Source organism: Nocardia caishijiensis NBRC 108228 (genome assembly GCF_001612825.1).
Classification (GTDB): domain Bacteria; phylum Actinomycetota; class Actinomycetes; order Mycobacteriales; family Mycobacteriaceae; genus Nocardia; species Nocardia caishijiensis.
Genome location: NZ_BDBE01000020.1, coordinates 57,861 through 67,280, shown reverse-complemented (window position 1 = coordinate 67,280; position 9,420 = coordinate 57,861). Strand labels below are relative to the sequence as shown.

General features: G+C 68.8%; 10 protein-coding genes. 4 read left to right on the top strand and 6 right to left on the bottom strand.

The features are described 5' to 3' along the window. Positions 1–71 precede the first annotated feature (71 nt). On the bottom strand, positions 72–1,268 hold the full coding sequence (locus NC7_RS05535) for an NAD(P)/FAD-dependent oxidoreductase (protein WP_067979723.1): 1,197 nt from the start codon (positions 1,266–1,268) through the stop codon (positions 72–74). 56 nt (positions 1,269–1,324) lie between these two features. Then, positions 1,325–2,854 carry an MFS transporter gene (locus NC7_RS05530; RefSeq protein ID WP_084457989.1) on the bottom strand — a complete coding sequence of 510 codons (1,530 nt, stop codon included), beginning with the start codon at positions 2,852–2,854 and terminating at the stop codon, positions 1,325–1,327. 102 nt (positions 2,855–2,956) lie between these two features. Here NC7_RS05530 and NC7_RS05525 point away from each other — a divergent pair, with 102 nt between their 5' ends. Further along, positions 2,957–3,853 carry a helix-turn-helix transcriptional regulator gene (locus tag NC7_RS05525; protein ID WP_067979720.1) on the top strand — a complete coding sequence of 299 codons (897 nt, stop codon included), beginning with the start codon at positions 2,957–2,959 and terminating at the stop codon, positions 3,851–3,853. A 26-nt stretch (positions 3,854–3,879) separates the two neighbouring features. Here NC7_RS05525 and NC7_RS05520 read toward each other — a convergent pair whose 3' ends face one another. After that, positions 3,880–4,278 (bottom strand): MarR family winged helix-turn-helix transcriptional regulator, encoded by a 399-nt coding sequence (locus tag NC7_RS05520; RefSeq protein ID WP_236573113.1) that lies wholly within the window; start codon positions 4,276–4,278, stop codon positions 3,880–3,882. Between NC7_RS05520 and NC7_RS05515 the strand changes: the two genes are divergently transcribed. Further along, positions 4,268–4,591: a nuclear transport factor 2 family protein gene (locus NC7_RS05515; protein ID WP_067979713.1), complete on the top strand. Its 324-nt coding sequence runs from the start codon at positions 4,268–4,270 to the stop codon at positions 4,589–4,591. The two genes, NC7_RS05520 and NC7_RS05515, sit on opposite strands and share 11 nt — an antisense overlap. Before the next feature lie 37 nt (positions 4,592–4,628). On the opposite strand, the gene fusA is transcribed toward NC7_RS05515, so the two are convergent. After that, complete coding sequence (gene fusA / locus NC7_RS05510) at positions 4,629–6,707, bottom strand: elongation factor G (RefSeq protein WP_067979709.1); 2,079 nt, start codon at positions 6,705–6,707, stop codon at positions 4,629–4,631. A 259-nt stretch (positions 6,708–6,966) separates the two neighbouring features. On the opposite strand from fusA, the gene NC7_RS05505 reads away from it, so the two are divergent. Further along, positions 6,967–7,395 carry a PPOX class F420-dependent oxidoreductase gene (locus tag NC7_RS05505; RefSeq protein WP_067979707.1) on the top strand — a complete coding sequence of 143 codons (429 nt, stop codon included), beginning with the start codon at positions 6,967–6,969 and terminating at the stop codon, positions 7,393–7,395. Positions 7,396–7,468: 73 nt separating this feature from the next. Then, entirely contained in the window at positions 7,469–7,822 is a 354-nt protein-coding gene (locus tag NC7_RS05500; protein WP_067979703.1) for a hypothetical protein, read from the top strand. 29 nt (positions 7,823–7,851) lie between these two features. On the opposite strand, the gene NC7_RS05495 is transcribed toward NC7_RS05500, so the two are convergent. Together NC7_RS05495 and NC7_RS05490 are read right to left on the bottom strand one after the other, a co-directional pair. Beyond that, entirely contained in the window at positions 7,852–8,664 is an 813-nt protein-coding gene (locus NC7_RS05495) for an alpha/beta fold hydrolase (protein WP_067979745.1), read from the bottom strand. Between the two features lie 100 nt (positions 8,665–8,764). Next, entirely contained in the window at positions 8,765–9,325 is a 561-nt protein-coding gene (locus NC7_RS05490) for a hypothetical protein (RefSeq protein WP_084457985.1), read from the bottom strand. Between the last annotated feature and the right edge of the window lie 95 nt (positions 9,326–9,420).

Here is a 9,420-nt window from a genome sequence, read left to right as displayed (position 1 = left end):
AAAAATACAGCCCAATACCTCCGTGGTGCACAAAACACCGTGGTGGTACCGACCAGGCCGGAACCGCCAGTTCAGGATGTAGCCGCGAGAAGGTCGGCCACCGGCGTAGGCGTAGCCAACTTCGCTCGCAACTTCATCACCTGTGCAGTCATCCCCGCACCGAGGACCGCGGTGAGGAGGCCGTCCCGGGAGTAGTAGGCCAGGAACTTGTGCCCGTCCTCGCTGACGACAGTGACCTCGTCGCCGGGATCGGGCGTACCGAGAGCCTGGATCTTGACGTCGTACTGGTCGCTCCAGAAATACGGCACCCGGGCCGCTGTCGGCGCCGCACCGCCGAGCAGCGCGGTGACCACCAGTTTCGCCTGCTCACCCGCGCTGGTCCAGTGCTCGACCCGCTTGCGGATATCCCCGTAGCGCCAGGCCGCCACGTCGCCGACCGTCCAGACACCCTCGGCGGACGTGCGCCCCAACTCGTCGGCCAGCACACCGCCACCCGCCGCCGGGTCGGCCAGCTCGATGCCGGAACCGGCGAGCCAGTCGGTGGCGGGGACCGAACCGATGCCGATCACCACCAGGTCGGCGTCGATATCGGTGCCGTCGGTGAGCAGGGCGCCGCGCACGTGCCCGTCGACGTCCACGCGGAGGGTGTCAACGCCGACGCCGCAGTGCAGGTCGACGCCGTGGTCGCGGTGCATGCGGGCCACGTACCCGCCGATGTGCTCGCCGAGCACGGAGGCGAGCGGGGTCGGCTGGGGTTCGACGAGGGTGACGTCTTTCCCCGCGGCGCGGAAGCTCGCGGCCAGCTCGCAGCCGATGAAACCGGCACCGACGATGAGGGCGCGCCCGGCGGCGGCCAGATCGGCGCGCAGGGACTCGGCGTCGTCGTGGGCGCGCAGGACGTGCACGCCCGTGACCTCTTCGACGCCGGGCAGGCGGCGGGGCCGCAGGCCGGTGGCGATGACGAGCTGGTCGTAGGCGATCGTGTCACCGTCGGCGAGGACGAGGGTGCGAGCGGCGGTGTCCACGCGCGCGACGGCGGTCCCGAGACGCAGCTCGATGTTCTTGTCGGCGAAGAACTCCGGCGGGCGCAGCGTGGTGTCGTCGGTCTCGCCGCGAACGAACTGCTTGGACAACGGCGGGCGGTCGTAGGGCGGCCGCGACTCGTCCCCGACGAGCAGCACACCGCCCTCGTATCCGGCTCGGCGTAGTTCCTCGGCGGTGCGCAGACCTGCCAGGCCCGCTCCGACGATGACGATCGGCGCGCTCATGTATTTCGTCCTTCCCTCTCGCTTGTTTGTACCAGTGCGCGAGCGGGGAGTGTGGTTCACGTCGCATTTGTCCCGCGATGTGAACCACACCGGTCGCCACCTGCGCCGATGTCACCGGTGTCCGACCGGAACCGGCGCCTCGGGGCGGAACGCGAACGCAGCACCCGAAGCGCGACCGAGCCGAGGAGCGCGTGCAGGACGGCCGCGGTCACCGCGACGACGTGGAGTCCGTCGGTGAACGCCGCGCGGGCGTCGTCGGCGGCGGGAACCAGCGCGGGGAGGGCGAGGGTTTCGGCGAGGGTCGGCGCCAGGTCCGGGCCGTTCACGCGGAACAGCAGGGCGGCAAGGGAACCGAACAGGGCGATGCCGAGAGCGTTGCCGAGTTCGTTGCCGGTTTCGGCGAGGGCGGCGGCCGAGCCAGCCCGTTCCGGCGCGACCGCCGCGACCGCGATATCGGCCACCACGCTGAAGGAGATGCCGTACCCGATGCCCGCGACAGCCGTCGCCGCGACGTACCACGCGGCCCCGCCGCTCGTGCTGGTCGGCAACAACAGCAGCAAGCCCGCGACGATGGTGAAGTGCGCCGTGATCAGCGCTGCCGGTCGACCGATGCGCGCGGCGATCACCGGGGTGACGACGGCCGTGCCGGTGAGCACCACGGCACCGGGAACGGCGAGCAGCGCGGCGTCGGCGACCGACAGACCGAGCACGGACTGCAGGTAGCCGCCGCCGAGGAACGCCGTCGCCGACCACGCGGCCAGCGGCAGGAACCCGGTGACGATCGCGACGGTGAACACCGGGTTGCCGAACAGCGAGAAGTCGACGAGCGGGTTCGCGATCCGCGTCTGCCTGCGCCCGAACCAGCCGAGCAGCACCGCACCGGCCACCCCGACCGCCACCGCGGACGCCGTGAACCCTTGCGCCGCAGCGTGTTTCACCGCGTACATTGCCAACAGCAGGCCTGCCGCCGAGGTGAGGACACTCGGCACGTCGATGCGGGTGTCGACCGTGGCCCGCACCTCCCCGAGCAGCATCGGCGCGAAGACCAGGAACACCAGCACCACCGGCACATTGATCAACAGCACCGAGCCCCACCAGAACCGGCTCAGCAGCTGACCGGCGACGATCGGGCCGATCGCGAACCCGGCGGCGAAGGTGGCCGCGAAGATGCCGATGGCCTGGGCCCGGCGGCGCGGGTCGGGGAACAGGGTGCCGAGCACGGCCAGCGCCGACGGCAACAGCGTCGCCCCGGCCACACCCATCAGCACACGGAACGCGATCAGCGATTCGGGGCCGGTGGCGAAGGCCGCGCCCACCGAGCCGAGACCGAACATCGCGGTGCCGATCAGCAGGAGCCGTTTGCGCCCGTAGCGGTCGCCGACGGCGCCGAAGGCGATGAGCAGGGAGCCGACGGCGAAGCCGTAACTGTCCAGGATCCACAGGCTCTGATCGGCGGACGGGGTGAGCGCGCCGGTGATCGCGGGCATCGCCAGGAACAGCACCGAACCGTCCATCGCGACGAGCAGAACCGGACCGAGGACCACCAGCAGGCCCAGCCAGGCCCGCACCGGAGAAGTGTTGTTCATGGCACCGAATCTGGGCCCTACCGTGCACGGCAACCAGCCCCGGCGATGGGTACCTCCGGCAGGGATACCCACGGGCGCGCCGGGCTCCCTACGCTCGGGAGCATGGAGCTGGAAAGCCTCGGCGTCTTCCTCAAAACCCGCCGCGACCGCATCACCCCAGCCGACCTCGAGCTGCGCACCTACGGCGCCACCCGCCGGGTGCCAGGGTTGCGCCGCGAAGAACTCGCGCAGCTGGCCGGGGTGAGCGCCGGGTACTACACCCGGCTCGAACAGGATCAGGCGGGCACGGCGTCGCCGCAGGTCATCGATGCCCTCGCGCGGGTACTGCGGCTCGATGCCGCCGAAACCGCACACCTGCACAACCTGGCCGGACGACCGACCACACCACGACTCACCCGCGACGAACCCGAACGCGCCCACCCCCGCGTCCTCGCCCTACTCGACGCGCTCGGCGACACCATGCCCGCCCTCGTCCTCGGCAGGCGCGGCGACGTGCTCGCCTGGAACCACAGCGGACACGCACTCTTCGCCGAACACCTCGACTTCGCCGCCCCCGCCGACCCGGTCGAGCGCCCGTCGGTCCCACGCCAATTCTTCCTCGATCCGCTCACCAGGGACCTACATCGCAACTGGGAGGAACTCGCCCGCATTCACGTCGGTTACCTGCGGCTCACGGCGGGCCGCTACCCCAGCGACGCACGCCTGGCCGAACTGATCGGCGAATTGTCCATGCGCAGTAAGGAATTCGCGACACTGTGGGCCGAGGGCGAAGTCGCCGACTGCACCGTCGGCACGATGCGACTACAGCATCCGACGGTCGGCGGCGTGGATGTGGACTATCAGGTGTGGTTGCAGCCCGACAGCCCCGACCACCGGCTCGAGGTCTACACCGCCCGCAACGAGGCCTCCGCCGACGCCTTGCGTCTGCTGGGCGTGGCACCGGCCGCGCGTCGGCCCACGACACCGGAAGACCAGACATTCACGGGCGAGCACCGCTGATCGAACAGCACCGTCGCCGGGCGGCTTCACCGTACCGCGTGGTCGTCCAGCACGCGGCTGAGCAGACCGACGAGCTGGTCGCGTTCGCCCTCGGACAGCGCGCCGAGTAGTTCCTGCTGGGCGGCGCGCAGCCTGCCGTCGAGGTCGGCGAGGTGGGTGGCGCCCGGCTCGGTGATCGTGACGATATTGCGGCGCCGGTCCTCGGGGTCGGGGCTGCGGTCGACGAAGCCGCGCCCGGCCAGGTCGTTGAGCGCACCGACGATGTCGCTGCGGTCGATGCCGGTGCGCCTGCCCAACTCGGCCTGGCTGGCTGGACCGAACTCGGCCAGGGTGGCCAGCAGCGCGAAGTGATGCCTGCGTGAACCGGTGTCGGCGAGGGCGCGTTCGGCGGCCCGGTCGGCCAGCACCGCCGACGTGACCGCCAAATCGCCCGGCGGAGAGGCCACCGGGCTCGACAAGGTCATCGCACTCGCCGGTCGCAACCACTCCGACCAGCAACGCTCACCGCACTACATCAGCAATGTGCGCATCGAACTCGCGGGCGACCGGGCACAGGTCCGGGCGAACTCGCTGTTCGCGTTCGTTCCCAGCGCACCGACCCCCGGCCGGGTGGCCCCCGAACCGTTCTACGCCGGTGGCGGGACCTACCGATTCGATGCCGTGCGCACGCCCGACGGATGGCGCTTCGCCCGCGTGGAAACCGCGCCCCTGTGGACGGTCGGCACCCTGGCGCCCTGAGTCGGTGGCGCCTGAGGAGACGCCACCGACATCCTGGTCAGCTACCCGCGATGATCGAGTTCGCGACCTCCGGCGGAACCGGAGCGTAGGAGTCGAACGTCATCGAGAAGGTCGCTCGGCCACGGGTTTTCGAGCGAAGGTCGCCGATGTAGCCGAACATCTCCGACAGCGGGGTCAGCGCGCGGACGACGTGGGCGCCGCCACGCTCGGCCAGCTCGGTGATCCGGCCACGCCGGGTGTTCAGATCACCGATCACCTCGCCGACATACCGCTCGGGCGTGACGACCTCCACGGCCATCAACGGCTCGAGCAACACCGGCTTCGCGCGGGCCACCGCCGCACGCACCGCCGCCGCCCCGGCCAGCCGGAACGCCAGATCCGAGGAATCCTGCACGTGGGCGGCGCCGTCGAGCAGCGTCACCAGCACGTTCACCAGGGGGAATCCGGCGAGCGGGCCCACCGCGAGCGCGTCTTGCGCGCCCGCGTCGACCGCGGGGATGTACTCCCTCGGCACCCGCCCACCGGTGACCTGGTTGCGGAATTCGTAGGTGGCACCGTCCTCGGCCACATGCGGGGCCAGCGCGATCACCACCTTCGCGTACTGCCCGCGTCCACCCACCTGTTTGCGGTGGGTGTGTTCGAGCAGATCGACGGGAACGGTGACGGTCTCGCGGTAGGCCACGCGTGGTGCGCCGATGGTCGCGTCCACCCGGAACTGTCGTTTCAGCCGGTCGACCAGGATTTCCAGATGCAGCTCACCCATGCCGCCGATGACCGTCTGTCCGGTTTCGGCGTCGGCGCGCACGGTGAACGTCGGGTCCTCGTCGGCCAGGCGAGACAGGGCGGTGCCGAGCTTGTCCTGGTCGGCGCGAGTCCTCGGTTCGATCGAGACCGACAGCACCGGGTCGGGGAAGGTCATCGACTCCAGCACGATCGGATCGTGCCGATCGCACAGGGTGTCGCCGGTGCCGGTGGCTTTGAGACCGATGACGGCACAGATCTGACCCGCCCGCACCCGATCGATCGCGATCTCGGTGCTCGCGTGCATCTGGAACAGTTTGCCCAGGCGCTCCTTTCGTCCATTTGTCGAATTCAGCAGGGAGGCACCGGGTTCAGCGGTGCCGGAGTACACGCGCAGATACACCAGCGTTCCGAAGAACGGATGGGCCGCGACCTTGAACGCCAGGGCCGCGAACGGCTCGGCGACATCGGGCGCGCGATGCACATGTGTTCCTTCCGTCGAGAAGCCGTGCACGGCTACGACATCCACCGGCGACGGCAGGTAGTCGACGATGGCGTCCAGCAGCGGCTGCACCCCGATATTGGCCAGCGCCGAACCGCACAACACCGGGTAGGCGGTGGCGTCGAGCGTCATCCGCCGGATCGCGGCTTTGAGGACGTCGACGGCGATCGGCTTGCCGGAAAAGTAGCTTTCCAGCACGTCATCGTCGGCCTCGGCGACGGTCGCCAGCAGTGCTTCTCGATGCTGGATCGCTTTGGCCCGCAGCTCCTCCGGTATCTCGACGGTCTCGTAGCGGACACCGTTCTCGGTGTCACCACGCCAGCGCTTCGCGGTCATGTCGACCAGGTCGATCACGCCATCGAAGTCGCGTTCGGCACCGATCGGCAGCTGGATCACCAACGGGCGCACCCCGAGCCGTTCCGCGATGGTCCGCACGGTGAAGGCGAAGTCGGCGCCGAGCTTGTCCATCTTGTTCACGAAACAGATCCGGGGCACACCGTAGGTGTCGGCCTGACGCCACACCTGCTCCGACTGCGCCTCCACGCCCTCCTTGGCGTCGAACACCGCGACCGCGCCGTCGAGCACCCGCAGCGTGCGCTCCACCTCGGCGGTGAAGTCGACGTGGCCGGGGGTGTCGATGACGGTGATCTGATGCTCGGCCCATTCGCACGTGGTCGCCGCCGAGGTGATGGTGATGCCGTGCTCGCGCTCCTGCACCATGTGGTCCATCACGGCGGTACCGTCGTGCACCTCACCGAGGGTACGAATCACGCCGGTGTAGAACAGGATTCGTTCGGTGATCGTGGTCTTGCCCGCGTCGATGTGGGCGGCGACGCCGATATTGCGTAGGCGGGCGAGGTCGGTTCTGGTCATGGGAGGCTCCCGGCTGAGTCGGTTTCGACAATCGACGCTCGCCGGTGAGGCGCTCCGGGGGACGGCACGGGCGTCGGGTCACGCGGCGTCGCCTCGACGCCACACGGACCCGATGCGAACTAGAACCGCGACTGCGGACGTACCGTGAACATGGACTCTTTGTACGCGGCCCGATCCGGGATTGTCGACAGGTTTTCCGCGCGGGCATAAACGCAGGTGCACATCGGTTCGTCAGAACACACCGACTGAGGAGTGGCTCATGTCCGAACAGTTCGATCCGCACGCCCTGCTCACCGAGGCGAAGATCGGCGTCCTCGCCACGATCAAAACCGATGGCAGACCCCAGCTTTCACCGGTCACCCCCTACTACGACCGCGCGGCGGGCGTCATCTACGTCTCGATGACCGAGGGCCGCGCCAAGACCGCGAACCTGCGCCGCGACCCACGCGCCGCCCTCGAAGTGGGCAGCGCCGACGGCTGGTCCTGGGCGACCGCCGAAGGCACCGCCCAGCTCACCGGCCCCGGCACCGACCCCAACGGCCCCGAGGTGGAAGCCCTCGTCGCCTACTACCGCGCGGCCGCGGGCGAGCACCCGGACTGGGACGAATACCGCGAGGTGATGGTCTCCGACCGCCGCGTCCTGATGACGATGACCGTCGAACACGTCTACGGAGCCAGAGTTCGCTGAGCTCTCAATGAATTGCCACAGTCGATCGGTACGGTCGAGATCACCTAGTCCGCGAAAGATCAGGGGCAAGTTCATGTTTCAGAATCCGATGATGCGACGCGGTATGCGCGTCTTCAACGCGATCGTCCTCGCCGTGACGAAGGCGCCGGGCCTTCGCAAGGTTCTCGGCAAATCCTTCGCCGAGGTGAGTTATGTCGGCCGCCGCTCGGGGCGCACGTTCAGCACCCCGGTCAACTACCGCCGGTCCGGGGACGAATACGTCATCGGCGTCGCCATGCCGGATCAGAAGACATGGTGGCGCAACTTCCTCGGTGCGGGTGGGCCGATCACCCTGCGCATCGACGGCCTCGACCATCCCGGCCGTGCTGTCGCACACCGCGGCGAGCGCGGCGGTGTCACGGTCCGGGTGAACCTCGACGAGCGGTGAGTCCTTTCGCCGGATGCCTCGATCCTCGATTACGTTGCTGAGCCCAGGAATTCGGTGACCTCGGGAGCGAAGCGTTCGTGTTTGATCGCGCCCATGTGAGTGGTGTCGGGGTAGATGGTCAAGCGGGAGTCGGGGATGCCCTCGGCGGTCTGATGGAAGATCGACTGCGGATAGAACTCGTCGCGTTCGCCGCCGATCACCAGGGTGGGGGCGGTGATGTCGGTGAGGCGGTCGGTGACGTCGAAGGCGTCTTCGGCGAGAACGAAGGCCAGGGTGTCGGCGGGATTCTTCGGACGCATCAGCGGGTCGGCGAGCCAGGCCACCGCACCGACCAGGCGGGCTTTCACCGGCGACTCGATACCGACGGTCGCCATGTGCTGGAGTGCGCGTTTCCCTTCGGCGGCGGCTCTCGCGTACTTCAGCTGTGAGGCGCGAGCGGGCTCGGGGAGCCGACATCCCGACGACGCGATCACCAGCCTGCGCACCGCCGACGGATGATCGGCAGCCAATTGCAACGCCACGGACCCGCCGGAGGAAATCCCCAGCACATCCACGGGCTCCCCGAATTCCTCCCGCAAGGCCGCCGCGTGGTCGCGCGCGATGTCGGCCATCGACGTCCCCTCCGCCATCCCCGGAGCGCGATTCACCGCATACACCCGGAAGTTCCCGGCCAGCGGCGCCAACGTCTTCACCTCGCTGGCCCGCATCCACCCGCTCGGGTTCGTGTGATCAGGCGTGAACCACCGCAGGAACACCAACGGCCGCCCCTGTCCGAACGCGAAATACGGCAACCCGTGCCCGAGCTCCCCCTCGACAACCTCGAACCCCTTCACCACAACCACGCCGCCTCCGAACACCCAGGGACACCCGACCCCACGAACGCTACCCACCCAGCGCCCTCCCGGCGATGACCCCACATGTCATGGCTTGTGGTGTGGCGGACTACGAGCCGCTGCCGCCACCACGGCCGAGGCCGCCGCGCTGGATGACCGTTCCGCTCTTGGTCTTGATCTCGACATTGCTCGGCTTGATGGTCGTACCGCCGGACGGCGGCTTGCCGATGGTGGTGTTGCCACCGTAGTAGTACTGGTACTGCGGCCAGGTCGAGCTGCCGCGGAAGGATCCGACGCCCGAGCTAGAGCAGTTGCTGTCAGCGACGACGGTCTGGCTGCCGTTCTTCTCGGTTCGTACGCAAGACGCGATGACCGGGTCCGGATCACTCGGGCGGCTGAGCAGGTAGCCGCCGCCGATGAGGGCGGCGACGCCGACGATCGCGATGGTCCCGATCTTCCTGGCCCTGCTCGACGAGTAATCGGACCCCGCCGCCGACTCCCGCAACAGCCGCTGAACCCGTTCGCGCTCGACATTCGCGGCACGGACCTCATGGGAGAAGAGCAGAGGCTCGGGCCGCGGGCGAGTGGGCCATCGCGCCGGTTCCGGCGGCCGGTACGGCGTGCTACGACCTGGCTCTGCCCGTGACTTGTCGAAGAATTCTTCCCCCACCGCGACACCCCCGTCGATCTGTTCTCAGAATGCCATGCCAGGCAGTCCATTTCGACCGATTATGGCGATCAGCGCTTATGGGGTCCTTGGATGCG